Source organism: Paenibacillus cisolokensis (genome assembly GCF_018403665.1).
Taxonomy (GTDB): domain Bacteria; phylum Bacillota; class Bacilli; order Paenibacillales; family Paenibacillaceae; genus Paenibacillus_AH; species Paenibacillus_AH cisolokensis.
The window spans coordinates 23,304-46,610 of record NZ_BOVJ01000050.1 but is presented as its reverse complement, the minus strand read 5'-3'; the positions used below and the strand labels follow the sequence as shown (position 1 = coordinate 46,610).

Annotated in this window: 24 protein-coding genes and 2 pseudogenes; 25 read left to right on the top strand and 1 reads right to left on the bottom strand. The window is 54.4% G+C overall.

Annotated elements, in window-relative coordinates:
* Nucleotides 1–16: 16 nt before the first annotated feature.
* From PACILC2_RS07060 to PACILC2_RS06975, 22 genes and pseudogenes are all read left to right on the top strand, one after another.
* The gene (locus tag PACILC2_RS07060) at nt 17–1,423 is read left to right on the top strand and encodes an ABC transporter substrate-binding protein (protein WP_213528333.1); all 1,407 of its coding nucleotides are present in this window, start codon (nt 17–19) and stop codon (nt 1,421–1,423) included.
* A gap of 109 nt (nt 1,424–1,532) precedes the next feature.
* Entirely contained in the window at nt 1,533–1,757 is a 225-nt protein-coding gene (locus PACILC2_RS07055) for a hypothetical protein (RefSeq protein WP_213528331.1), read from the top strand.
* A 530-nt stretch (nt 1,758–2,287) separates the two neighbouring features.
* Nucleotides 2,288–3,093 (top strand): annotated as a pseudogene (locus PACILC2_RS29865) (carbohydrate-binding protein); the annotation flags it as partial.
* A 45-nt stretch (nt 3,094–3,138) separates the two neighbouring features.
* Entirely contained in the window at nt 3,139–4,587 is a 1,449-nt protein-coding gene (locus PACILC2_RS07045) for an ABC transporter substrate-binding protein (RefSeq protein ID WP_213528327.1), read from the top strand.
* Nucleotides 4,588–4,595: 8 nt separating this feature from the next.
* Nucleotides 4,596–5,489: a carbohydrate ABC transporter permease gene (locus tag PACILC2_RS07040; protein WP_062496831.1), complete on the top strand. Its 894-nt coding sequence runs from the start codon at nt 4,596–4,598 to the stop codon at nt 5,487–5,489.
* A gap of 26 nt (nt 5,490–5,515) precedes the next feature.
* Nucleotides 5,516–6,205 (top strand): carbohydrate ABC transporter permease, encoded by a 690-nt coding sequence (locus PACILC2_RS07035; RefSeq protein WP_244863314.1) that lies wholly within the window; start codon nt 5,516–5,518, stop codon nt 6,203–6,205.
* On the top strand, nt 6,202–6,390 hold the full coding sequence (locus PACILC2_RS26520) for a hypothetical protein (protein WP_244863313.1): 189 nt from the start codon (nt 6,202–6,204) through the stop codon (nt 6,388–6,390). Before PACILC2_RS07035 ends, PACILC2_RS26520 begins: the two co-directional genes overlap by 4 nt.
* A gap of 14 nt (nt 6,391–6,404) precedes the next feature.
* Entirely contained in the window at nt 6,405–8,219 is a 1,815-nt protein-coding gene (locus PACILC2_RS07030; protein ID WP_213528325.1) for a hypothetical protein, read from the top strand.
* Nucleotides 8,204–8,350 carry a hypothetical protein gene (locus tag PACILC2_RS07025; RefSeq protein WP_213528323.1) on the top strand — a complete coding sequence of 49 codons (147 nt, stop codon included), beginning with the start codon at nt 8,204–8,206 and terminating at the stop codon, nt 8,348–8,350. The genes PACILC2_RS07030 and PACILC2_RS07025 overlap by 16 nt, the downstream gene beginning before the upstream one ends.
* 374 nt (nt 8,351–8,724) lie before the next feature.
* Nucleotides 8,725–10,760: pseudogene (locus tag PACILC2_RS29240) on the top strand (DUF5696 domain-containing protein).
* Nucleotides 10,708–11,643 carry a carbohydrate ABC transporter permease gene (locus PACILC2_RS07010; protein WP_082655203.1) on the top strand — a complete coding sequence of 312 codons (936 nt, stop codon included), beginning with the start codon at nt 10,708–10,710 and terminating at the stop codon, nt 11,641–11,643. Before PACILC2_RS29240 ends, PACILC2_RS07010 begins: the two are co-directional and overlap by 53 nt.
* Nucleotides 11,644–11,701: 58 nt before the next feature.
* A complete protein-coding gene (locus PACILC2_RS07005) occupies nt 11,702–12,385 on the top strand; it encodes a carbohydrate ABC transporter permease (protein WP_244863312.1) in 684 nt (227 codons plus the stop codon).
* The gene (locus PACILC2_RS26515) at nt 12,321–12,632 is read left to right on the top strand and encodes an ABC transporter permease family protein (RefSeq protein ID WP_244863321.1); all 312 of its coding nucleotides are present in this window, start codon (nt 12,321–12,323) and stop codon (nt 12,630–12,632) included. Before PACILC2_RS07005 ends, PACILC2_RS26515 begins: the two co-directional genes overlap by 65 nt.
* A 43-nt stretch (nt 12,633–12,675) precedes the next feature.
* The gene (locus PACILC2_RS07000) at nt 12,676–13,743 is read left to right on the top strand and encodes a Gfo/Idh/MocA family protein (protein WP_213528317.1); all 1,068 of its coding nucleotides are present in this window, start codon (nt 12,676–12,678) and stop codon (nt 13,741–13,743) included.
* Nucleotides 13,744–13,755: 12 nt separating this feature from the next.
* Complete coding sequence (locus PACILC2_RS06995; protein ID WP_213528315.1) at nt 13,756–14,898, top strand: glucoamylase family protein; 1,143 nt, start codon at nt 13,756–13,758, stop codon at nt 14,896–14,898.
* Nucleotides 14,804–15,010, top strand: coding sequence for a glucoamylase family protein (locus PACILC2_RS29235; RefSeq protein WP_372447072.1), 207 nt, complete (start codon nt 14,804–14,806; stop codon nt 15,008–15,010). Before PACILC2_RS06995 ends, PACILC2_RS29235 begins: the two co-directional genes overlap by 95 nt.
* 119 nt (nt 15,011–15,129) lie before the next feature.
* Nucleotides 15,130–15,480, top strand: coding sequence for a LacI family DNA-binding transcriptional regulator (locus PACILC2_RS28505; protein ID WP_307860418.1), 351 nt, complete (start codon nt 15,130–15,132; stop codon nt 15,478–15,480).
* Nucleotides 15,450–16,286, top strand: a complete 837-nt coding sequence (locus PACILC2_RS06990) for a substrate-binding domain-containing protein (protein WP_307860416.1) — start codon at nt 15,450–15,452, stop codon at nt 16,284–16,286. Before PACILC2_RS28505 ends, PACILC2_RS06990 begins: the two co-directional genes overlap by 31 nt.
* 84 nt (nt 16,287–16,370) lie before the next feature.
* On the top strand, nt 16,371–16,868 hold the full coding sequence (locus PACILC2_RS26510; RefSeq protein WP_244863311.1) for a beta-galactosidase: 498 nt from the start codon (nt 16,371–16,373) through the stop codon (nt 16,866–16,868).
* Nucleotides 16,823–18,784: a glycosyl hydrolase gene (locus PACILC2_RS06985; protein WP_244863310.1), complete on the top strand. Its 1,962-nt coding sequence runs from the start codon at nt 16,823–16,825 to the stop codon at nt 18,782–18,784. The genes PACILC2_RS26510 and PACILC2_RS06985 overlap by 46 nt, the downstream gene beginning before the upstream one ends.
* A 135-nt stretch (nt 18,785–18,919) precedes the next feature.
* Complete coding sequence (locus PACILC2_RS06980) at nt 18,920–20,164, top strand: hypothetical protein (protein ID WP_244863309.1); 1,245 nt, start codon at nt 18,920–18,922, stop codon at nt 20,162–20,164.
* 43 nt (nt 20,165–20,207) lie between these two features.
* Nucleotides 20,208–21,602: a sulfatase family protein gene (locus PACILC2_RS06975; protein WP_062492964.1), complete on the top strand. Its 1,395-nt coding sequence runs from the start codon at nt 20,208–20,210 to the stop codon at nt 21,600–21,602.
* 80 nt (nt 21,603–21,682) lie between these two features.
* On the opposite strand, the gene PACILC2_RS06970 is transcribed toward PACILC2_RS06975, so the two are convergent.
* Nucleotides 21,683–21,907 (bottom strand): hypothetical protein, encoded by a 225-nt coding sequence (locus PACILC2_RS06970; protein ID WP_062492965.1) that lies wholly within the window; start codon nt 21,905–21,907, stop codon nt 21,683–21,685.
* A 151-nt stretch (nt 21,908–22,058) separates the two neighbouring features.
* Between PACILC2_RS06970 and PACILC2_RS06965 the strand changes: the two genes are divergently transcribed.
* The 3 genes from PACILC2_RS06965 to PACILC2_RS06955 are packed head-to-tail and all read left to right on the top strand — an operon-like array spanning nt 22,059 to nt 23,295.
* Nucleotides 22,059–22,784 carry a phosphonate ABC transporter ATP-binding protein gene (locus PACILC2_RS06965; protein ID WP_062492966.1) on the top strand — a complete coding sequence of 242 codons (726 nt, stop codon included), beginning with the start codon at nt 22,059–22,061 and terminating at the stop codon, nt 22,782–22,784.
* Entirely contained in the window at nt 22,781–23,059 is a 279-nt protein-coding gene (locus PACILC2_RS06960) for a hypothetical protein (RefSeq protein ID WP_213528313.1), read from the top strand. Before PACILC2_RS06965 ends, PACILC2_RS06960 begins: the two co-directional genes overlap by 4 nt.
* Nucleotides 23,053–23,295 carry a GNAT family N-acetyltransferase gene (locus tag PACILC2_RS06955; RefSeq protein ID WP_213528311.1) on the top strand — a complete coding sequence of 81 codons (243 nt, stop codon included), beginning with the start codon at nt 23,053–23,055 and terminating at the stop codon, nt 23,293–23,295. Before PACILC2_RS06960 ends, PACILC2_RS06955 begins: the two co-directional genes overlap by 7 nt.
* Nucleotides 23,296–23,307: the final 12 nt, after the last annotated feature.

The window sequence follows — 23,307 nt, the reverse complement described above, 5'->3', positions numbered from 1 at the left end:
GGAGCCTGATGTAAAAATGAGAAAAACGACCTCATTTATCCTGATGCTGGTACTGAGTCTGGCGCTCGTCGTTGCCGGCTGCGGCAGCGGCGGCGGGGAAACCGGCAGCAGCAACCAGAATCAACCTCCTGCTTCCTCGACGGACTCGGAAGGCTCTGCCGGGCAGACGAACGAACAGGCAAACGAACAGACGGATACGCCGAAAGAAACGGTGACGCTCAAATGGGGCACCTGGATGGGCGAAGAAGAAGCGAATCGCATCATCGAGGCTTTCGAAGCGACGCATCCGCACATCAATATCGAGACGGATCCGGCGGTCACCTGGCCGTGGAACGAGAAATTGGCTGCTGTAGCAGCCGCAGGACAGCTTCCGGATGTAATCTGGACATTCGGCGTACCGGTAGCGGCCGCCAACGGATGGCTGGAGGATCTGACCCCCTTCCTGGCAGCAGATCCCGAGTATCAGGCGGGCAACACGTTCAAGAACCTGGACGAGACCGCCAACTATAACGGCAAACAGTATGCGCTTCCGCACTCGCTTCTGATGTTCGGCGTGTTCCTCAATCTGGATCTGTTCGAAAAAGAGAACATTCCGATTCCGTCTGCCAACTGGACCGTCGACGAAATGCGCGAAGCCGCAATCAAACTGACCAAGTACAACGACAATCAATTCGGCATGGCGAATATTAAAGGGATGCGCGAAACGCTGACCTCTGCGTTCGATCCGTCCCTGGGCTGGAATACATGGGACGGCGAGAAGTTCAACTTCACCAGTCCGGCCTTTAAAGAAACGATAGCATTTATCGATGAGTTGCTTTATTCGGATAAGGTGTCTCTGGATATTTACAAGCAGGAAGAAAAAGAACAATGGTACGGCAAAGATAAAAACCCCTGGATGCTCGGCAAGATCGGCATGCAGTATGACGGTACCTGGCTCATTAACGGAAGCATCCAGGATGCCAATTTCAAATGGGATATCCGGCCGCTGCCCGCTTCCAAAGGACAACGGATTCCGCTCATTACCGATTATGTCGGCATTACGAAAAGCTCCCAGCATAAAGAAGAAGCTTTTGAATTCGTGAAATGGCTGACTTACTCCAAGGAAGGCTGGATGGAAAGAATGAAGCCGGAATGGCCGCTGAACAGCATTCCGCTCATTAATGACGAAGAAGTATGGAACGCTTACCTGGGCAGAGAAGATATGCCTGCAGGCATGCGCGACATGATTGCCATGATTCCGGACGGGTTTGTCGATCCGATCAAGTGGCTGCCGGGCTACATGGATGCGCTGAACATCTATCAAGAGACGTTCAAGCAAATCGACGAGCGTAAGGCCAAGCTGGAAGACGTGGCGCCCGATCTGGAGAAACGGATGAACGATGCTTACAAAACCGCTGCGGACCAACTGAGCGCGGCGCCATAACTTCCGGGATGAACATGTTCTCTCCCTGCTTCAGGGAGAGAACACTTTTTCACACTTTGCTGTTTGGATATTGGCGTTCGATTATTTACCTCGAAGAGGAGAATAAATTATGAAGCGTAAAGCGCCGGCATTAATGCTTGTTTTATGTATGCTGTTGGCATTGTTTCCATCCTCTCCGTCACAGCATGTCTCGGCCAATTCGGACGGCAGTACAAAGAGTTTGCTAGACAGCTTATTTAAAAAGACGGTGAAGAAAATTCCGGACAAGACGATGAGCAAGGCGGAACGGATACAGAGCAGGAGGAAGGCAGCCGCGGGATCGGTCGGAGAGTGACCGAGGATTATTATTTGCAAGTGAAACAGAAGTGGGAGCAAGCGGGTTACTCCGATTCGCAATCGTTTCAAGCGGTTATTCATCCTGCCGAGTTGTATGCCGGCAGCAAAAAAGCCGAGTTAACTCCAATCTCGCAAGCAAACGGTTACGATGAGCAAGTCGTGTTATGGAACGAACTGACTCCTGAAATCAATTTCACGGTAAATGTCCCGAGTGACGGGCTTTATCAGATTCAAATAGATTATTTTGCCCTTCCGGGCAAAATTACGCCGCCGGAGAGAGGCATTCAAATTAACGGCGAATACCAGTACTTCGAAAGCCGCAGAATCGTATTTCCGCGGCTCTGGGCCAATGAATCCGAGCAGTTCCAGACCGATGAGCTGGGCAATGAGGTGTTCGCCAAGCAGGTCGAAGTGCAGCGGTGGCAAAGCGCCGCGCTGACGGATGCGAGCTACCTGAACAATGAGCCGCTTACATTTTACCTGAAGAAAGGCCGCAACGAGATCAAATTGCTGTATTTGAGGGAAGCGATGCTGATCGGACGGATCCGTGTGGAGTCTCCCGAGGCGTTGCCTTCCTATGAAGACTATCTGCAGCGCAACGGCGCATCCGATGAGATCGAGGCGCTCTATACATTCGAGGCGGAGAAGTCGGATTTGAAATCGGATTCGTATATTCAGGCGATAGCCAGCGGAGATGCCAACGTAACGCCGAACCGGGGGTCTCTCATTACGCTCAATACGCTCGGCGGAGACAGCTGGAAGCACGGCGGACAGAGCGTCACCTGGAATATCAACGTGGAAAAAACCGGATATTACGAGCTTGCTTTCAAATATACCCAGTATTTCAATATCAACATGCCCGTATTCCGCAAGCTGCTGATCGACGGGCAAGTACCGTTTCGCGAAGTGGCGCCTTATCCGTTTCCGTACGCTTCGGACTGGGAAAACGAGGTGCTCTCGAACGACAAAGGAGAACCTTTCAAGTTTTATCTGACCGAAGGAGAGCATCAGCTGACGTTGATCGCCGACCCGTCTCCTTACCAACGGGTCATTCAAACGGTAAGAGATGTAATGGAAGAGCTTAACGAGCTCAATCTGGAAATCAAAATGGCGACCGGAAACACCCAGGACGTCTACCGCGATTGGGATATTACCGAACAGATGCCGGATATTACGGAAAGACTGAACGGGATTGCCGGCAAATTGCGTGAGGAGTATCAATATTTGCGCGATCTAAGCGGAAAAATCCGGATCAGGCCAGAAATCTGCTGATCGGGGCCGAGCAACTGGAGCGGCTGGCCAAAGAACCGGCCCAAATACCTGTAAGGTTCGATCAAATTTCGCAAGGTTCCGGCTCCGTTACGCAAAAGCTGGGAGACATGCTGCTGACGTTGCCGCAGCAGCCGATCCAATTCGACAAGTTCTATGTCTATCACAACAAGAAGCTGCCGAAGGCCAAGGCAGGCTGGTGGCAGAAAATATCCGCCATGTCCGGCAACTTCTTCACTTCGTTTACGACGGATTACACGCGCATCAGCCCTACGGACGAGGACTCCTTGCAAATTTGGGTTAACCGCCCGCGGCAGTATGTCATGCTGATGCAGCAGTTGGCCAATCAGGCGTTCACGGCCGAAACCGGCATTAAAGTCTCCTTGTCTCTCATGCCGAACGAGCAGAAGCTCATCCTGGCGAACGCATCGGGCAAATCGCCGGATGTGGCGCTCGGCGTAAGCGAGAAATTTCCTTATGAATTCGCGTTAAGGGGAGCGCTGACGGATCTCAGCCAATTTGAGGATTACGAAGAAGTCCTCGAACGTTTCGCGCCGGGAGCGATGCTGCCGTTCATCTTTGACGGCGGAGTCTATGCGCTGCCGGAGACGCAGAACTTCTGGGTGCTCTTTTACCGCAAGGACATTCTCGATGCGCTCGGCCTGGAAGTGCCGCAAACCTGGGAGGATGTGCTGGCCATCCTGCCGAGCCTGCAGCGCTACGGCATGAACTTTTATGTTCCGCTTGCCGAAGCGGGCGCGATGAAATCGTTCAACCTGACGACACCGTTCTTCTATCAGCAGGGCGGCGAGCTGTTCGCGGAGGATGGCACGAAAACGGCGGTGGACAGCGAGGAAGCGCTGGAAGGGTTCAAGCTGATGACGGATATTTTCACGGTGTACAACATGCCGCTGCAAATCCCGAATTTCTACAATCATTTCCGGGACGGACATTTGCCGATCGGCATTTCCAACTACAACACATATGTGGAATTGACGACGGCCGCGCCGGAATTGAGCGGGTCCTGGAAGATCGCGCCTTACCCCGGAATCGCCGACGACAAAGGGAACATTGCCCGCTGGGCGCCGGGTACCGGCCAAGGCGTCATCGTCTTCAAGGACAGCGATAAACAGCAGCAGGCATGGGAATTCGTGAAGTGGTGGACGTCCGCGGAAGTGCAGGCCGAATTCGGCAATCTGATCGAGACGATCTACGGGCCGACTTACCGCTGGAACAGTGCGAACCTGGATGCGTTCAGCGAGCTGCCGTGGCCGGAAGAGGATCTGGAAATCATTCTGGAGCAGTGGAAATGGCTGAAGGACGTGCCGCATATTCCCGGGGATTATATGCTGGACCGCGAGCTGAGCAACGCATGGAACAAGGTTGTGTTCGACGGGGAGAATCAGCGGAAGGCGATTGAGGACGCCGTCGTGCTGGCGAACCGCGAGATTATGAAGAAGCTGGAAGAGTTCGGCTATGTGAAGAACGGCCAAATCATCAAAAAACTGAAGGTGCCGACGATTGAGGATGTCAAAAGGTCAGGAGGTGATTCGGGATGAAGGTGGCTATGAGCAAATCAGTGCGCAGAGAACTGGAGGCCATGTTTTTCGTATGGCCGTTCGTTCTCACCTTCACTTTGTTTATCGTCATACCGGTCATTGTCGCCATTTACCTGTCGTTTACTTACTTTAACACCATACAGCCGCCCGAATTCATCGGCCTGAAAAACTACGTCAATCTGCTCACGCAAGACAATGTGTTCATGATGTACGTGCTGCCGAATACGTTCAAGTTCTCGTTAATTGTCGGACCGGGAGGCTATATTTTGTCGTTCTGGCTGGCCTGGCTGCTGGCGCAAATTCCGAGACGCTCGAGATCGGTGCTGACGCTCATTATTTACTCGCCGTCGATGACCGCGGCGGTGGCGATGGCCGTCGTATGGCTCGTCGTATTCAGCGGCGATGCGGCCGGCTATCTGAACAGCTTGCTGATCAACCTCGGCATTATCCATGAACCGATCCAGTGGACGCAGTCGCCGCATTATCTGATGTACATCATGATTGCGGTGACGCTCTGGAACAGCATGGGCGTCGGCTTTCTCGCGATGCTCGCCGGCATCCTGAACATTAACCAGGAGCAGTACGAAGCCGGTTACATCGACGGCATCCGAAACAGGCTGCAGGAAGTTTGGTACATTACGATTCCGTCGATGAAACCGCAAATGCTGTTCGGCGCCGTCATGGCGGTCGTCGGCACGTTCCAGGCCGGCGATATCGGCGTCCAGCTGTCCGGCGCCAATCCGACGCCGCAATATGCCGGGCAGGTCATCATCAACCATATTCAGGATTACGGATTTATCCGCTATGACATGGGGTATGCGTCTGCGGTGTCCGTCGTGCTGCTCATCATCGTATACGGCCTCTCCAAGATTTGCTGGAGACTGTTCGCCGAGAAGGATTAAAGTGATGCAGGAGGAGATGGTACGAAATGAATTCATTTCATGGCAATAAAATCAATCCGACAAGAATTCATCGGAGCCAAATCAAGTACTTTCTGTTCTTGATCACTTTATCCGCCTTCATGCTGCTGCCGATCGTATTTATGTTCTCGCAGGCGATGAAGCCGATCGATGAGCTGTTCTTGTACCCGCCGCGGTTTTTTGTGGAAAATCCGACCTTCAAAAACTTTTACGACCTGTTTAACGTGACGAGCGTAACGGTCATTCCGATGACCCGCTTTCTCTTTAACAGCATCGTCGTCACGAGCATTGTCGTATTTTTGAGCATCACGATCAGCGCGATGGCGGGTTTTGCGCTGTCCAAGCTGGAATTCAAGAGCAAGAAGATCATCTTCGAAGCCAATATTATCGCGTTGATGTTCGTTCCCGCCGCCATGGCGATTCCGCGCTATTTTATCGTCGATGCGCTCGGGCTGACCGATAATCTGCTCGGCCATATTATTCCGATTCTGGCGATGCCGGTGGGCCTGTTTCTGATCAAGCAGTTCGTGGATCAAATTCCGAACGAATTGATTCAATCGGCCTCGATCGACGGGGCCTCGAATTTTACGCTGTTCCGAAAATCATTCTTCCGATTATTATGCCGGCGCTGGCGACCGTGGCGATTCTGGCGTTTCAGATGGCCTGGAACAATACGGAAACGTCGGAAATTTACATGAACAATGAAACGCTCAGAACGTTTGCCTTTTACATGACCACGCTCACAGGCAATTTGGAAAACCGGGTCGCCGGTCAAGGCATTGCGGCTGCGGCCGCTCTCATAATGTTCGTGCCCAACCTGATTATTTTTATCTTCATGCAGAGCAGAGTGATTGATACGATGGCGCATTCGGGGCTGAAATGATAAGGGGGATAAGCATGGCGAAATTCAAATCCATACTGTTCATCGCTTTGGTCATGCTGTTGCTGCTGCCGTCAGCGGCCTCCGCCGACGCCCCTTATGTGACGTTTACCGTCAATCATGAGGGCGAGCCGATTTTGACCCAGAGCGCTTACTTGCCGACAGGTGTCGTGGATGGCTTCAACATTATCGAGAAGGACGCCGAAACCGGCGAAGAAAGCGGCGTTCCGCTGTCGCGTCCGGAGGATATCTATATTGACAGCCTTGACCATGTCTATGTGGCGGACACCGGCAACGGCAGAATTGTGGTGTTTGACGTTTGGGGCAATTATTTGCGGACGATCGGGCAGGAGGTGCTGTCCAAGCCGACGGGCGTGTTCGTCGACGACGAAGGTACGGTATATGTCGCCGATTACGGCAACGAAAAAGTGTATATGTTCGGCAAAGACGGAGCGTTGCTCAAAGAGTTCGGCAAGCCGAAATCCCATTTGTACGGGAAAAATAATCCGTTCAAGCCGACGAAAGTGATCGCGGATAAGCGGAAAAATTTATTCATCGTCGGGGAAGGCACCATTCACGGATTGATACAGATCAGCCAGGACGGCGAGTTTCTCGGCTATTTCGGCGGCAATAAAACCGGCTTCAGCCTGAAGCGTCTGCTGCAGCGGACGTTCTACACCCAGGCCCAATTGGACCAGCTGATGAAGCAGCTGCCGCCTTCCGCCACGAATGTGGCGATCGACCGCGACGGGCTTGTGTACACCAGCACGGTCGGCACGCGAACCGACAGCATCAAGAAGCTGAACGTGGCAGGCAAAAACTTGCTTCCGGGACTGTGGTCATACCCGGATATCGCCGATATAACCGTGGATGCGCTCGGCAACATTTATGCGGTCGACGCTTTCAGAGGGAGGATTATCGAATACGACCGCGACGGCAACATGCTGTTCGTATTCGGCGGGACGGACCAGGGAAGCCAGCGGCTCGGGCTGTTCAATTCGCCAAGCGGCATAGCGGCCAGCTCGGACGGGCGGCTGTTTGTCGTCGACAAGCAGCGAAACAATATTCAGATTTTGAAGCCGACCGAATTTGCCGAAATTGTCCATGAAGCGATCTTTTATTACATGGACGGCAAATATGCGCAGAGCGAAGGGCCGTGGCTGGATGTGCTGCGGTTGAACAGCATGTTCGATCTGGCCCATACCGGGCTCGGCATGGCCGCGATGAAGCAGGGCGATTACGAGCTTGCGCTGGAGGAGTTCAGCGTAGCGGGCAACAAAGAGGAGTATTCGAACGCCTATTGGGAAATCCGCAGAGTCTGGCTGATGGAGAACGCCTCGTTTTTTATCATTGGCATCGTCCTTTTGCTTGCCGCGATTTCGGTCATGAAAAAGCTGTACCGAAAGTACGGCTTCGCGCGGCCGGTCGTTGACGGCTGGAAACGGTTCAAGGAGATCACGCTGGTGAAGCAGCTGCTGCATACGTTCCGCCTGATGAGGCATCCGGTTGACGGCTACTACGAACTGGAGGCGGAAGGGAAATCGTCCCTGTTGTCGGCGTGGATCCTGCTCGCGCTGCTGTTCGCCGTCCGCCTGTTCGAGATCTATCAGACGAACTTCCTGTTTGCGGACTGGGATGTCAAGAAGGTGAACTTGTTCACGGAATTTTTGAAGGTGTACGTTCCGTTTTTTGCCTGGGTCATCTCCAACTACCTGGTCAGCACGATCAATGACGGGGAAGGCAAATTCAAGGATATTTTCAAAGGCTCGGTATACGCTTTGAGCCCTTACATTATTTTGCCGGGCCGGTGGCGCTCTTGTCCCAGGGATTAACGCGGCTCGAGGCCGTGCTGTACAATTTCGCGTCCACGGCGATCGTGGTGTACTGCGCCTTTCTCTTCTTTATGATGGTGAAGGAAATTCACGATTACGAGATCGGACAGTCATTCAAAATATTTTCCTGACGATCGTCGGCATGTTGATTATGGCGCTGCTGGCCTTCATCCTGTTCGGATTGTCCAACCAGGTGACGGACTTTGTTTATTCGATCTTCCAGGAGGTGAAGTACCGTGTCTCTCATTAAAAAGACGGTCGCTTATCTGTGCGTCGTATCGCTGCTCTTTTCGGCGCCGTATCGCTGGTGACCGGGGAAGAGCAGCCCTCCGAAGTGTCCGATCGATTCTCGGACGATCAGGCGGACCGGGCGATCGAATACAAAATCAACAGCTATACCTCACCCGAACCGAACAACAGCGCCGCGATCGCGCCAAGGGAAATTCCAAGCGGGTTCGAGCTGGCCGGACAAACGGACAGTCTGGAATTGTACATCGGCGAGCAGATGCAAAGCTTTATGATTAAAAACAAGCGCACCGGTTACGTATGGAGCTCCGTGCCGGACGAGAAGTGGCTGAAGGAGGAGAAGCTGAACGAGGAATGGGGATCGGCGGTCCGTTCGCCGTTTCTGCTGGAATATTTCGATCAGAATGCGATGCTGAAAAGGGGCAGCTACCGTTCGCTCGGGGCAACTACGGAGAGCATGGTGCCGGTTCCCGGCGGAATGAAAGCCGTCTACGCTATCGAATCGCTCGGCATCAAGTTCTCGATGGAAGTGAAGCTGGAGAACGACTCGCTCGTCGTACGATTCGCCGACCAGGACATCGTGGAGAACGGCAGCGGCAAATTGGCTTCCATTCAGCCGCTTCCGTTTCTGGGAGCGGTCAGGAACAACGAGATTCCGGGCTATATGTTCATCCCGGACGGCAGCGGGGCGCTCATTCGTTTTCAGGCGACCCATCCGCGGTACGATCAGGCGTATGAAGGCCGCGTGTACGGTATGGATTACGCGATCGAATATTCGGATCTGTGGGCCATAAACGAGCAGCCGATTCTGATGCCGGTGTTCGGTCTGACGCACGGCGTGAAGCAGAACAGCTTTCTGGGCATTATCGAGGACGGCAAATACAGCGCCCGGATCAACGCCTATCCGAGCGGCGTGAATACAGGCTTTTATTGGGTATCGCCCAAATTTATGCTGCGCTATCCGTACTTTCAGCGAACGAGCAAAAACATGGGCGGCTTCAATACGTTCCAGGCCAATCGCAACCAGGAGGACCGGCAGGTTCGCTACCTTTTCCAAAGCGGCCAGGACGCCGATTACGTCGGCATGGCGAAGGCTTACCGGAGCTACCTGAACGAGCGGGGAGCGATTTCGCCGAAGCAGGGCTCGGACGGGAACATCCCGCTGAACCTCGAGATGCTGGGCGCGGACAAGGAGCCGGGAATCATCGGCAACCGGATCGTCAAAATGACGAGCTTTGATGAGGCGGAAAAATCGTGGACGATTTGCGCGGGCGCGGAATTGACAATCTGTCCGTCGTGTTCACCGGCTGGGGCAAGGGCGGACAGAATGGCAGCAACCCCGACAAGTTCCCGGTCGGTAAGGAGTTGGGAGGTGAGAAAGGGCTCGTTGAGTTGAAGAACCGTCTGGCGGACAAGGGCGTCCCGTTGTTCCTGTACAACGACTATACCAATGCGTACGGCAGCAACGGCAACTTCCGCCCGAATGCGGACGGAATCCGCACAGCCGGCAACGAGGTGCTGCAGGAAACCTACTATTTGTGGGTCGACCAGGAAAGCAGCAGCGATCTGACCGTCTACTTTATAAATCCGAAGGTTGCGTCAAGCATAGCGGCCAAGGATGCGGAGCGGTTCGGCAATATGGGAATGGATTCCGTGGCGATCGGCAAGACAGGCCGGCTGCTATTGTCGGATCATCATCCGCAGAAACGCCTGTCGCGGAAGCAGTCGGCGGAGGAATATGCGAAGCTGGCGGGCGCGCTGCGGGAGAAGCTGGATAACGTTGGCTTCTATACGCCGAACGAATATTTGTGGCCGTATACGACGCAAATGTTCGAAATGCCGATGTACTCTTCGCAGTATATGTTTGCGACTGATACCGTGCCGTTTCTGCAGATTGTGCTGCACGGATCTGTCGATTACTTTGCGCCGCCTGCCAATTACAACGCCAATCCGAAGGAGTACCTGCTGCGAATGGTGGAGTACGGGGCTTATCCGTCCTTTAAAGTGACCAGCGAGCCGTCATGGAAGCTGAAGTATACGCTCTCCAACTATATGTTCACCTCGTACTATGAGGACTGGAAAGAAGAAATCGTCTCCACTTACGAGCGGATGAACGAGGCGCTGCGGCAGGTGCAGGACGCGACCATCGAACAGCGCAATATGCTGGACTGGGGCGTCGTGGAAGTCGTCTACTCCAACGGCGTCAAAATTATCGTGAATTACAGAACGAAGGACGTTCAGTATGAAAACCGTACCGTACCGGGAATGGACTTCATTCTGGCGGGGGGTGAATGAGTTGCTGCTGAAACTGATCAGAAAACGAAGAGAGATGTTTACGGGTTATTTGTTCGTGCTCCCTTGGATTATCGGGTTTCTGCTATTTATGGCTTATCCGATCTATTTCTCGCTGTACATGAGCTTTAATCGGGTGCTGATCACGTCCGACGGCATCAACACCACCTTTATCGGCTGGGACAACTTCAAATACGCGTTTCTGTCCGATCCGAAGTATGTGGAGGAATTGATCCTGTTCGTGCAGAAGGTCGTGTTCATGATTCCGGTGGTCGTCATCTTCGCAATGCTCGTGGCGCTGCTGATTAACCAGCCGATTCGCCTGAAAGGCTTGTTCAGAGGGATTTTCTTTCTGCCGGTTGTCATTACGAGCGGCGAGGTCGTCAAGGAATTGTTCTCGCAAGGGGCGACTTCCATTCCGATCGTCGAGCGCTACGGCATCGTCCAGTTTCTGGAGGCGAATTTTAGCCCGACCTGGTCGGAGCCGATTATTGCGGTCATTCAGCAATTGATCGTCATTTTATGGTATTCGGGCGTGCAGATTCTGATCTTTCTGGCCGGATTGCAGAAGGTGAACAGCCAAATTTATGAAGCGGCTTCGATCGACGGCGCCTCGCCGTGGGAAATTTTTTGGAAGATCACGCTGCCCAGCATCAAGCCGTTCATCCTGGTCAATATCGTCTATACGACCGTCGACCTGTTTACCAACTCTTTAAACGGCGTGATCGACCTGATCAAAGAGCATATGTTTAAGATCAATACCGGTTTTGGCTATGCGACAGCGCTGGCATGGATCTATTTTGCGATCATCTTTGTGATCCTGCTGCTCGTCGTCCTCATCTTCGGCCGAAATGAAGACTACAACCCGAGAAGGGCAGTGAGGTGAACAGGATGAAGCCGGACATCGCTTCCATTGTGAGGTCAGCCAGGACCGTAGATAAAAAATGATCGAAAACGGCTGGAACAAGCTGAAAAAGTTTTTGCTCGGCAAGCAGGGCAACGACGGCATCGTCTTCAAGCTCGTCGTGTACGCGCTGCTGATCAGCATCGGCTTTGTCTATTTGTATCCGATCTTTTATATGCTCTCCCAGAGCCTCAAGAGTCTGGACGATCTGCTCGACCCGACCGTGCTGTGGCTGCCGAAGACGCTTCATCTGGAAAACTATGTCCAGGCCTGGAAGGTGCTCGATTTCACCCGGGCGTTCGGTGCGTCGCTGCTCAACTCGGTGCTCCCGGCTATCGCCCAGACCGTATCCTGCGCCCTGGTCGGTTACGGGTTTGCCAGATTCCGGTTTCCGGGCAAAAACGTAATGCTGGCCTTTATATTGCTGACATTCATTATTCCGGTGCAGGTCGTGATGATTCCGCTGTTCCTGCTGTTTCAGCAGTACGGCATGCTGGGCTCGCCGCTTCCGTTTATCGTACCGGCCCTGTTTGCCGGCGGACTCAAGAGCGCGCTGTTCATCCTGATCTATTTGCAGTTTTTCAAAACGGTGCCCAAAGCGCTTGAGGAGTCGGCGCAAATCGACGGCGCAGGCGCGATCAAACCTTTTCCGCATTATTATGCCGATCTCGGTGCCGGCGATCGTCGTCGTCTTCCTGTTCTCGCTCGTATGGCACTGGAATGAAACGTATACGACATCGCTTTATTTGGGAGAAAGCATGAGGACGCTTCCGCTGAAGCTGCAGTCCTTCGATCTGGCCTTCTCTCAAGTGTTCACCTCGGGCCAGACGAGCGGCGATACGGCGAACATTAACGAGTCGATCAAGCTTGCCGGAACGATGCTGATCATTCTTCCGCTCTTGATCCTGTATCTGTTCGCACAGCGGTGGTTCGTCGAGGTTATCGACAAGACGGGCATTACAGGCGAGTAATCATCAAAGACCAAAAATATTCATCATTGGAGGAGTGGGAACGATGAGCAAACAAAAGTTGAAACTGGGTATTATCGGAGCGGGAGGCATTTTCAAATATGTGCATGGTCCGGCGTGGGCCCAGCATCCGGAAGTGGAATTCACAGCCGTATGCGATGTGAACCGGGAGCGGGCGGAGGAAGCGGCCAAGCAGTATAATATTCCGCATGTATACACCGACTACCGCGATCTGCTGGCGCATGATGAGATCGATATCGTCGATATTTGCACCCCTAATTTGTACCATTCGCCGTATACCGTTGCGGCGCTGGAAGCCGGCAAGCACGTCCTGTGCGAAAAGCCGGATGCGGTCAGCCCGGAGGAAGCGGTCAAAATGGCGGAGACCGCCGAGAGAACGGGCAAAACGCTGATCGTGATGCGCAACAACCGGTTCAGCGCCGCCGCCCGGTATATGAAGAAATTTATTGAGCAAGGGCACATGGGAGAGATTTATACCGGCCGCTGCGGCTGGCTGCGCCGCCGCGGAATTCCGGGCAAGGGCGGATGGTTTACGACCAAGGAACTGTCCGGAGGCGGTCCGCTCATCGATCTCGGCGTTCACTTTATCGATCTGGCTGTCTGGCTGATGGGCAATCCGCGCCCGGTATCCGTCGTAGGCGCCACCTATACGAAATTTGCGGATACGGACATTTCCGATTCGGAGCACAGCCGGTTCGGCGAGAAGCAGGATCAGGGCACATTTGATGTGGAAGATCTGGCAACGGGCTTCATCCGGTTCGACAACGGGGTCAGCCTGCAGATCGAGTTCAGCTGGGCTTCCAATGTCGAGGAGGAAGTGACCTTCTACGAGCTGCGCGGCACCAAAGCAGGCGCAAACTTCAGAAACGGCCAATTGAAGCTCATCACGGAAGTGGAAGGGAAAATGTGGAACGTCAATCCGGAGCTTCACACCCATCATGTCGGCGATCATGCCAACAATATCAACCATTTTGTCGATGTCGTCCAGGGCCGCACGCAGCCGATCTTTACTCCGCAGCAAGGGGTGGAAATGATCAAAATATTATCCGCCATTTACGAATCGGCACGGACCGGACGCGAGGTGAGGTTATAAGAGGGCGGCAAGATGAACCGGATAACGCGTTTGACGGCAGGGCTGCTGCTCGTCACGTTCGTGCTGCAAGTCGTGCTGGCCGGGTGCAGCCGTCCGGCCTCCCCCGACCGGGGGGATAAGATTGACGATCCGCTGCTGGAGGAGGAAAGCCGCAAAAGCTTCGAATTTTTCTGGAAGGAGGCCAATACGGACCCTGCAAGCAAAGGCTACGGCCTGATCCGGGACCGCGGGCCCGGTAATCCGAACTTGAGCAGCGTCGCCTCGGTCGGCTTCGGCCTGACCGCTCTGGCGATCGGCGCCGAGCGCGGGTGGATCACGCGCGAGGAAGCGAAAGAGCGTGCGCTGGGCACATTGAACACGCTGTGGAATCACGCCGAGCAGATCAACGGGTTTTACTACCACTTCCTGAACATGAATGATGCGACCAGAGCGGGCAACAGCGAGGTATCGATCATCGATACGGCCATTGCGCTGTGCGGCGCCATTGTCGCAGGCGAATATTTCGGCGGGGAAATCAAGGAGCTCGCAGAGCAAATCTACGAAAGAGTGGACTGGAATTGGTACCGCGACCCGGAGCGGAATCTGTTCTATATGGGATACCATCCGGAAGAAGGTTTCAAGGGCCATTGGGATTTCTATGCGGAGCAGCTGATGCTGTATTTCTTGGCTGCCGGTTCGCCGACTTATCCGCTCGACGAGAATATGTTCTACAGCTTTATCCGCCATACCGGGTCGTATGGGGACAGCGAGCCTTTCATCCATTCCTGGTTCGGCTCGATCTTTACCTATCAGTTCTCGCACGCATGGTTTGACTTGCGCAATAAAGTCGACAAACAGGGAGTCGATTGGTGGGTAAATTCCGTGAACGCCTCGAAAGCGGCCCGGTTGTTCGCCATCGATCAAGCGGAGACGTTCAGCACATTCGGTCCGGATGCATGGGGGCTTACCGCCTCGGACGGGCCGAGGGGCTATGAGGGGAAATACGGGGCGGCCCTCGGGCTACAGCAACGATGCGCATTTGGTAGACGGTACGCTGCCGCCGGCCGGAGCGCTCGGCTCCATCGTATTCACGCCGGAGGAATCGATTGCGGCGCTCAAGCATTACTACACGTTCCCCGATCTGATCGGCGAGTACGGATTGAAGGATGCTTATAATACCGCCGTATCGCCGGCATGGTATGCCCGCGATGTGATCGGAATCGACAAAGGCATCACGCTGCTCATGATTGAGAACTACCGGACCGGTTTGTCTGGGAATGGTTCATGAAAAACGAATATGTCAAAAAAGGAATGGAAATTGTCGGCATGTCGGAAAAACAAGATTCGTCTTCATAGAATCGCATCATTTCCTGCCGATAAAGAAGGTTTACGGTTGAAAAACGAAGAATGTATTATGTAATTATTTCCGGAACATACAACATCAAGAACGGTTTTCTGCCGCCGCATCCGGCAGGAGCCGCTGCAGCTTGCCGAGTAAATCTGGAACTAGATGAGGAGACAACAATGGCAACGATCAAAGATGTCGCCAAGATGGCGGGTGTATCGATATCGACGGTTTCCTATGCCTTGAACGACAATCCCAAGGTCAGCAAAAAAACGAAACAAAAGGTTATGGAAGCCGCACGCCAGCTTAATTATCAAAAAAATGGCCTCGCATCCGATTTGAAAAAAACAGTACGCGTACGATTGCCATTATTGTTACGGACTTGGCCGGCCCTCACTATGCAGAACTGGTAAAAGGCATTCAGGAGGTTACGATGTCCAAGGGCTACGATCTTCTCGCATGCAGCTCGGTTGGCGAGAAAACCTCCACCGCCGTCAAGTTTTTGACGGAAAAACGGGTCGACGGCGCGATTGTGTTGGCGCACAATATTAGTGAAGAGATCATCCTTCAATCGGCTCGCAAAGAATTTCCGATCATTCTGCTTGACCGGCAAGTAGACAGTGAATTCGTCGTGAGCATTGAAGTGGATAACGAGCAGGGCTGCCGTATGGCGGCGGAATATTTAATTGAGCAGGGGCATCGGGATATTGCGTTTATAAGCGGCAATGCGATCAGCAGCCTGCATGTGCAGCGGGCGCGCGGCTACGAGAGCGCGCTGCGCAAGCACGGGCTGGACGGCAAAAGCCGGCTGCATCAGTTCGGGATGTTCAATCAGGAGAACGGCTACAGCATGACGAAGATGCTGATCGCCCAAGGCAATCTGCCGACAGCCATTATGTATGCCAACGACGAGATGGCGATCGGGGGCCTCAAAGCGTTCAGGGAGTACGGCATCAAGGTGCCTTCGGACGTCTCCATCGTCGGGTTCGACGATATCGAGCTGGCGCAATACGTTCGTCCCGCGCTCACAACCGTCATGCAGCCCAAATATGAACGCGGCGCATTGGCGGCGCATTTGATATTCCAAATTCTCGAAGGCCAGGAGACGCAAAATTACTACAAGTTACCGACACAGCTGGTGCTCCGGGATTCCGTTCAAAAAGAACGGAGTAAACGGGGGAGCGGTGAAACGGTTCGCCGGATTAATCGGCACGATTAGTCCGGGATACGTTTAGCGGATTTTCGAAACGTTTCACCTTTCTCCGGTCAATCGAGAGACATCTTCTGGAAGAGGAGAACGGAAATGATCGAAATCAAAAACAAGCGGATCCTTATCGACGGCAAGCCGCAACTCATAATGTGCGGCGAGATTCATTACTACCGGTTGGCCAGATATGATTGGCAGGATCGCATCGATAAGCTGAAGGCGGCCGGCTTCAATGCCGTAGCCTCGTATATACCCTGGCTGTGCCACGAACCGGTGGAAGGCGAAATCGATTTGGAAGGCAGAACGCGTCCGGAGCTCGATCTGGGCGGATTCATCGATTTGTGCCGGGAGAACGGGCTGTATTTCATCGCCAGGCCGGGTCCGTTCATTATGGCGGAAATGAAAAACGAAGGGCTGCCGCATTGGATCTATACGAAACATCCCCGGATCGTGCCGGTGACATGGGACGGGCGTGCGGTTCCGACGAAGACCGTCGATTACTTGGCCCCGGAATTTCTGCAGGAAGCGGAAAATGGTACGCCGCAGTTATGCCGGTTCTGGCCGCTCGTCTATACGGCAAAGGCGGCAATGTGATCGGGGTGCAGCTGGACAATGAAATCGGCATGCTCTCCTGGGTGAGCAATTCGCCCGATTTGACGGAGCATGTGCTGGAGGACTTTGCCGGTTGGCTGCAGCGGAAATACGATGCCGGGACGCTGGGACGGCGATACCCGTTCAAGCTGGACCGGAAGGAAGAGCGGGAGCAGGCCGTCCGGTCGCCGCGGGAGGAATATGCGGCTGCGCTGCTTCACGATTTGGGCTATTATATGCGCCATCGTTTTGCCAAGTATGTAGCCGAGCTTCGCAAATATGCGGAGCAATCGGGGGTCACCGGCATTCCGTTCCTGGTGAATATTCACGGCACAGGAAACGGAAGAGGCAAAACCTATCCGATCGGCATCAGCCAGCTGTATGAATCGTATACGCAGGCGCCGGGTTACCTGTCCGGCTCGGATATCTATTTCGGCGACTTGAATATGGACACCTTTCAGGACTTGTATCTGATCAACGGATTTATGGATGCGGTTCATTTGCCGGATCAGCCGCTTGCGTCGCTGGAGTTTAACTGCGGCGACGGCAATTTCGGGGAAACCTACGGCAGCCGCTATGACCCTTCGGCCGTCGATTTCAAGACACGGATGTGCATTGCGCAAGGAAATCGGCTGCTTAATTTCTACTTATTCAGCGGCGGGTACAACTACCGGATGGACCAAAAGCTCGGCGACGGCAATGACCGCATCGCCTTCACCGGGGAGCGCCACGGATTTGCGGCGCCGGTCGGTCCGGATGGCGATCTGAATTATACCTATCCGAGAATGGCCCGCGTCAACAAGACCGTCATGGCCGTGGCGGATAAGCTGGCTGTCATGGACGAGGAGCGCGACGCGGTCGCATATGGCTTCATTCCCGACTATTACATGACGGAGTATAAATATCCTCACAGCACCGTAATGAAGGACATCGTTACGAATCTCGAAGCGAATCGCAATGCCGGAGCATGGGATATTATGGCCCGCGCGATGCTGCTTGCGGGATACCGCTTCGGTTCCGTCGATGTGCAGAACAAGCCGATCGATCCGCAGCAGACGCCTGTAATCGCCCTTCCATCGGCCAGATATATGCATGCGCATATCCAGCGCAAGCTGGTCGCGTATATGGAAGCCGGCGGCGGCCTTCTGCTGTACGGCGAAGTTCCGCTCTACGATATGGAAGGGGCTCCGTGCACCATTCTGGCCGATGCCTTCGGCGTGAAGCCGACGCGCACGCTTCGAGACGGAGGACATTATTACTTGTCTCTGTGCGCGGAGGGTTGGGCCGCGCCGCGGCCGGAAATCCGCGCTTATTACGCCCAGACGTTCGATCACGGCAAGACGCAGCCGCTGCTGCGCGTGTACGATACCCGCGAAGTGTGCGCTTTCGAAGCGGCTGTCGGCGACGGCAAAGCGATTGTCATCGCTTCCGCTTACCGCTGCGATATTCCGCTGTTCCGCACGGCGCTCGAGCGATTGGGCGCGAAGGCCGAGCTGCAGCATGACTGCAGGGACCACGGCATTTTTATGACCTCGACGGCGACGGAGGACGGGGAACGGTTTCTTCATCTGCTCAATCTGGACGGATTTGACAAAGAGATTCGCCTGTATGACCGCGGGGCGCCGCTGCTGGAGGGCCGGCCGTTCGTACTTTCCAGCAAAGACGGGGTTATGCTTCCGCTCGATATCACGTATCATGGCGTAAAGATCGTCTATTCGACCGCGGAAATCGCGCAGGTGAGCGAAGACGAGCTGGCCTTCCGATTAACGCAGGCCGAAGATGTGATCGCGCTGGAAACGGACCGCAGGATTGCAGCGAGCGATGCGTATTCCGTTCGGCAAGACGGCAGCACCGTTTATATTATTTCCAAGAAGCATGCCAAGGTGGACGATCGTCTGGTCATTCGCTTTGCATCATGAGAAAGCATGAGATTTGAATCATGAGAGGAGTAATCCGATGACAAACGCCATTACGAACGCCGTTACGAACGTTTATCAGGAACTGCCGGAGAAAGTGAAAGCTTTTTTGACCGTCAATACAAAGATTCGTACGCCTTGATCGATGCTGCGCGCCATCCGCGGACCGGCCTGTACGGCGATGCGTTTATGACGTTCGGCCCGAATCCGGAGAACAGGTGCTCCATTGCGGCCACAGGCGTCGGCCTGATCAGCCTTTGCGTAGCCGATCTGGAAGGCTGGGACGACAACGCTGCGGAGAAGGCAAGGGTGACGCTGCGCGGGGTAACGGGAGAGATCGAAGGCTGCCGGGTGGCGCGCGATACGTTCACCGGCTTCTACGCTCACTTTGTCGATATGGAGACAGGGGAGAATCTGAATTCGGAAATTTCGACGATCGACACGTCGTTGCTGGTTGCCGGAGCGCTCTTCGCCGGGGAGCATTTCAAGGACAGGGCGCCGGACATCGCCGCCATGGCGTACGATCTGCTCCGGTCGATCGATTGGCGCGTCGTTGTCGCGGACAAGAATAAAGGCGTCATCAACATGATCGTGAAGGACGGGATCGGCACTGCGCCGCTGCCTGCCTACAACGAATATGTGCTGGTCTCCTATCTGGCGCTGCTCGGACAGCCGGAAAATCCGGATATCCGCGATTTGTGGTACAACAATTTTGCCGAGGAGCGAATGCATGAGCTTCCGAAGTCGAAATACCGGGACATTACGGTGTTGACAGACACGACGACCAATCACAGCGCGTTCCTGTCCTCCTTCGTGCATCAATTTCCGTTTTATCTTGTTCCGGAATATGCCAAGAGCCCGACGTACCGCGATTATTTCGCCAATGCGTGCCTTGCCGACCGGTTAAAATGGAAGGAGCTTCAGGATGTTCCGTCCTATGTGTGGGGGTACGGGGCCGGCCCGAACGACGGGTTGTTCGGCGGTTACCATGCGGACAAGATCGGCAATTCGCCGCACAACATCGCCTCGGCCTATATCGTGGCGGGTTTCCTGCCGGTATATCCCGCAGGCATCTACGATCTGTATGCGTTATATCAACTGCATATCCCTTATGACAGCTACACCAATCCGAACGACAAGGAAGACGAGCGCAAATTCCGGGCGGCGTATCGGTACGGCCTGCACCGCTATTCCTGGTGGCATCTCGAACAGCCGAACCGCTGGTACCCGACGAAGATCACCCTGATCGACTGGAGCTCCATGCTGTACGGACTGACGGCCTTCAAACGGGGGATGGCGTTCTTCACCGAGCGGCTTATCGAGCTGGAACAGCTTCAGACCGGTACGGCATCTTACGCAGACGATCAAAATACGATCGCATAACGGTACTTGATACCGATTACTTCGACTGAAAGGATGGTTAACCATGGGGTCCGATTCACGCCCGAATATATTATTTATTATGAGTGACGATCATGCCGCTCATGCGATGAGCTGCTACGGCAGCCGGATCAACGAGACGCCCAACCTGGACCGGATCGCCGAGGAAGGGATGCGGTTCGACAATTGCTTCTGCACCAACTCGATCTGCGCCCCGAGCCGGGCCACGATTTTGACCGGTCTTTATAATCATTTGAACGGGGTCAAAACATTGGGAGACGGCCTGGATGGCAGACAACAAACGGTGCCCAAGATTTTGCAGAAGAACGGCTATCAGACCGGGCTGATCGGCAAATGGCATCTGGGGCACGGAGGGGTCTATGACCCGACCGGCTTCGATTACTGGAATATTCTCCCCGATCAAGGGGAGTACCACAACCCTTCGATGTACGAAATGGGCGAGCTCAAGCCGTATACCGGCTATGTCACCGACATCATCACCGACTTGTCGCTCGAGTGGCTCGAAAATCGCGATCAGGACAAACCATTCTTTCTCATGTGCCATCATAAGGCGCCGCATCGCCATTGGGAGCCGGACGACAAGCATGCCCATATGTACGAGGATATCGACATCCCGGAGCCGGAGACGTTCTATGACGATTACAGCAACCGGGCGGCGGCCGCCGCAGCCGCTACGATGAGGATCGACAGGGACTTGAATGCGCTCGATACGAAAGGAGAGCCTCCGGAAGGGCTTACGCCGCTCGAGGTGAAGAAGTGGAAATACCAGCGGTACATAAAAGATTATTTGAGATGTATCGCGTCGGTCGACGACAATGTCGGCCGTCTCCTGGATTATCTCGACGAGAAGGGGCTAGCGGACAATACGATCGTCATCTACACGTCGGACCAGGGCTTTTTCCTGGGCGACCACGGCTGGTACGACAAACGGTTCATGTACGAGGAATCGCTGCGCATGCCCTTTATTGTAAGGTATCCGAAAGAAATCCGTCCCGGCAGCGTGCAGAAGGCGATGGCGCTGAATGTGGACTTCGCTCCGACCTTCCTGGATTATGCGGGAATCGATATTCCGGATCATATGCAGGGAAGCAGCTTGCGGCCGCTGATGAAAGGCGAAGTGCCGGAAGGCTGGCAAACGTCCATGTATTACCGTTATTGGATGCATCTGTCCCATCATGGCGTGTACGCGCATTACGGCATCCGCACCGAAAGATACAAATTAATCTACTATTATGCGGAGGCGCTCGGCACGACCCATTCGATCGACGATCCGAAAGAGCCGGAATGGGAACTGTTCGATCTGCAGAAAGACCCTTACGAACTCAACAGCGTCTACCACGATCCGGAATATGCAGATACCGTCCGCAGCCTCAAGGAACAGCTGTATCGGCTGAAAGAAAAAGTAAAGGACTACGAATAAGCGGCTTCATAGGATAAAAAAGCAGGGGCGCCTTGTGCGACCTCTGCTTTCTCATCATAACGGCTGCTGCCTGACCGTCGTCAGGCGCCGTACTTGGTCTTCTTCGCGATCAGATCGTTCTTGATGAACGAAATGCGCTTCCGTACGTAAAAATCCAGACTGTCTCCTTTCAATTCGCGCGGAGCGACCGGCACCCCCGCTTCGTTATCGATAATGGTCAGTCTGCCGTCGGCATAAAACTTGAACGTCAAGTCCCGCCACGGACGATGCTTTTCCACAAAACGATAGTTCTCGCAGTTGGTCATGCTGGTCAGCCTCCTTCGCAATGGATAGAACGTTTGTTCTTGTTTCTATTATAACAAACATTTGTTCGGGTGGAAACTGTTTTTTGTTTCCCGTAAACTAGTTTATAGGAAAATTTCGCAAAAACGGACGCGCTGCAAAGGAGAAACGGACATGATTCACGTATCCCGATTGACGAAACAGATACCCGGCGGGCCCAAGGTGCTGGACGATATTACGCTGGAAGCCGGACAAGGCCAGTTCATCGCCGTCAAGGGCGCGAGCGGGAGCGGCAAGTCGATGCTGCTGCGCTGCCTGGCGCTGCGCGAAAAATGGAGCGGCGGCACGTACGTCTTCGACGGGACGGATATTTTCAAGCAGGGCTGGGCGGGCATTCGCAAAATCCGGCGAGAGGTCGCGTACCTGGAAGAGAAGCCCGTTCTGTATCCGAACCGGACCGGTCTGAAAAACGTGCTGATCGGTTCCGCTTATCAAACGTCGATCTTCCGGCGTCTGACCGGCATGGTGCGCAATGACGATTATATGGGCGCGATGGATATGATCGAGAAAATGGGGCTGCTGGACAAGGCGCACCAGAAAGTGAGCAACATGAGCGGCGGCGAGAAACAGCGCATCGCGATCGCCCGGGCGCTCGTGCACGGCGCCAAGGTGATATTGGCCGACGAACCGGTATCGGGACTCGATCCGCACGCGGCCGATACGGTGCTCGCCGACTTGAAGCGGCTGTGCAAGGAGCAGGGGCTGATTGTCATCGCGGTGCTCCACCAGGGCGATTGGGCGGAGCGTTTCGCCGACCGCACGATCGGACTGAATCAGGGCCGGATCGTGCTCGACGTAAGCGGCAGAAGGCTGACGGAGCGGGAGAAGATGCTGCTGTGAGCGAGCTGTCCGCGATCGAGCTGCGCCCGATTCGGGAGGAGGAGCTGGATGCAGCTTACCGGCTGGAACGTCTGTGCTACCCGCCGGAGGCGGCGGCGACGACGGAAGCGTTCCGTTACCGCTACCGGCGATTCGGCGCTTATTTCTGGTCGGCCTGGATCGGCGGCAAGCTGGTCGGCATCGCCAACGGCGTACGAACGAACAGTCCGACTTGCGGCGACGAGGCGAAGGGGGTTCAGGGGGCGGACGACGACGGCATTCATTTTGCGTGTTGACCGTCGCAGTCGAGCCGTCATGGCGCCGCCGCGGCATCGCTTCCAAGCTTGTCAGACGTCTGATCCGTCAAGCCGAAACCGACGGACTCGCATCCGTCATGCTGATGTGCGAGAAGCATCTGGTCGATTTTTACCGCAAACAAGGTTTCGAATATATCGGTCCGGCCGCCTCGAACCATGGAGGCATCGAATGGCATGAGATGAGGCGGGCGCATATAATGGAACATCATTGCTGACTAGGCAGGTGT

Excerpts from the sequence above, each read along its gene's own strand:
- PACILC2_RS06995 (WP_213528315.1), top strand. The coding sequence starts at position 13,756 with ATGAACCGGATAACGCGTTTGACGGCAGGGCTGCTGCTCGTCACGTTC.
- PACILC2_RS28505 (WP_307860418.1), top strand. The coding sequence starts at position 15,130 with ATGTATTATGTAATTATTTCCGGAACATACAACATCAAGAACGGTTTT.
- PACILC2_RS06965 (WP_062492966.1), top strand. The coding sequence starts at position 22,059 with ATGATTCACGTATCCCGATTGACGAAACAGATACCCGGCGGGCCCAAG.
- PACILC2_RS07040 (WP_062496831.1), top strand. The coding sequence starts at position 4,596 with ATGAGCAAATCAGTGCGCAGAGAACTGGAGGCCATGTTTTTCGTATGG.
- PACILC2_RS26520 (WP_244863313.1), top strand. The coding sequence starts at position 6,202 with ATGAACAATGAAACGCTCAGAACGTTTGCCTTTTACATGACCACGCTC.
- PACILC2_RS26510 (WP_244863311.1), top strand. The coding sequence starts at position 16,371 with ATGATCGAAATCAAAAACAAGCGGATCCTTATCGACGGCAAGCCGCAA.
- PACILC2_RS07005 (WP_244863312.1), top strand. The coding sequence starts at position 11,702 with ATGATCGAAAACGGCTGGAACAAGCTGAAAAAGTTTTTGCTCGGCAAG.
- PACILC2_RS06975 (WP_062492964.1), top strand. The coding sequence starts at position 20,208 with ATGGGGTCCGATTCACGCCCGAATATATTATTTATTATGAGTGACGAT.
- PACILC2_RS07035 (WP_244863314.1), top strand. The coding sequence starts at position 5,516 with ATGAATTCATTTCATGGCAATAAAATCAATCCGACAAGAATTCATCGG.
- PACILC2_RS07010 (WP_082655203.1), top strand. The coding sequence starts at position 10,708 with ATGAAAACCGTACCGTACCGGGAATGGACTTCATTCTGGCGGGGGGTG.
- PACILC2_RS06970 (WP_062492965.1), bottom strand. The coding sequence starts at position 21,907 with ATGACCAACTGCGAGAACTATCGTTTTGTGGAAAAGCATCGTCCGTGG.
- PACILC2_RS07060 (WP_213528333.1), top strand. The coding sequence starts at position 17 with ATGAGAAAAACGACCTCATTTATCCTGATGCTGGTACTGAGTCTGGCG.
- PACILC2_RS06985 (WP_244863310.1), top strand. The coding sequence starts at position 16,823 with ATGCCGGTTCTGGCCGCTCGTCTATACGGCAAAGGCGGCAATGTGATC.
- PACILC2_RS07000 (WP_213528317.1), top strand. The coding sequence starts at position 12,676 with ATGAGCAAACAAAAGTTGAAACTGGGTATTATCGGAGCGGGAGGCATT.
- PACILC2_RS07045 (WP_213528327.1), top strand. The coding sequence starts at position 3,139 with ATGCTGCTGACGTTGCCGCAGCAGCCGATCCAATTCGACAAGTTCTAT.
- PACILC2_RS07055 (WP_213528331.1), top strand. The coding sequence starts at position 1,533 with ATGAAGCGTAAAGCGCCGGCATTAATGCTTGTTTTATGTATGCTGTTG.
- PACILC2_RS07030 (WP_213528325.1), top strand. The coding sequence starts at position 6,405 with ATGGCGAAATTCAAATCCATACTGTTCATCGCTTTGGTCATGCTGTTG.
- PACILC2_RS26515 (WP_244863321.1), top strand. The coding sequence starts at position 12,321 with ATGCCGATCTCGGTGCCGGCGATCGTCGTCGTCTTCCTGTTCTCGCTC.